Here is a 304-nt window from a genome sequence, read left to right as displayed (position 1 = left end):
CCCTTGGTAAGGGTGAGGTCCCCAGTTCGAGTCTGGGTATCAGCACCACTATTTAGTTGATTTGATTCATCAAGTTAACAACAGAATTTGTTTGACGACCATAGCATTGTGGACCCACCTGATTCCATGCCGAACTCAGAAGTGAAACACAATAGCGCCGATGGTAGTGTGGGGCTTCCCCATGTGAGAGTAGGACATCGCCAGGCTTTAAATTTTTAGAGTCGTTTTTAAACGGTTCTTGAATTGCTGATATAGCTCAGCCCGGTAGAGCGCACCCTTGGTAAGGGTGAGGTCCCCAGTTCGA

1 rRNA gene is annotated in these 304 nt (G+C 47.7%); it reads left to right on the top strand.

The window, feature by feature from the left end:
• Positions 1-90 precede the first annotated feature (90 nt).
• A 5S ribosomal RNA gene (gene rrf, locus A142_RS15985) occupies positions 91-206 on the top strand.
• Positions 207-304 lie beyond the last annotated feature (98 nt).

The organism is Vibrio splendidus 12E03, from assembly GCF_000272105.2.
In the GTDB taxonomy this organism is placed as follows: domain Bacteria; phylum Pseudomonadota; class Gammaproteobacteria; order Enterobacterales; family Vibrionaceae; genus Vibrio; species Vibrio splendidus_I.
The sequence above is the reverse complement of the archived record's forward strand: the minus strand, read 5'-3'. Positions and strand labels throughout refer to the sequence as shown.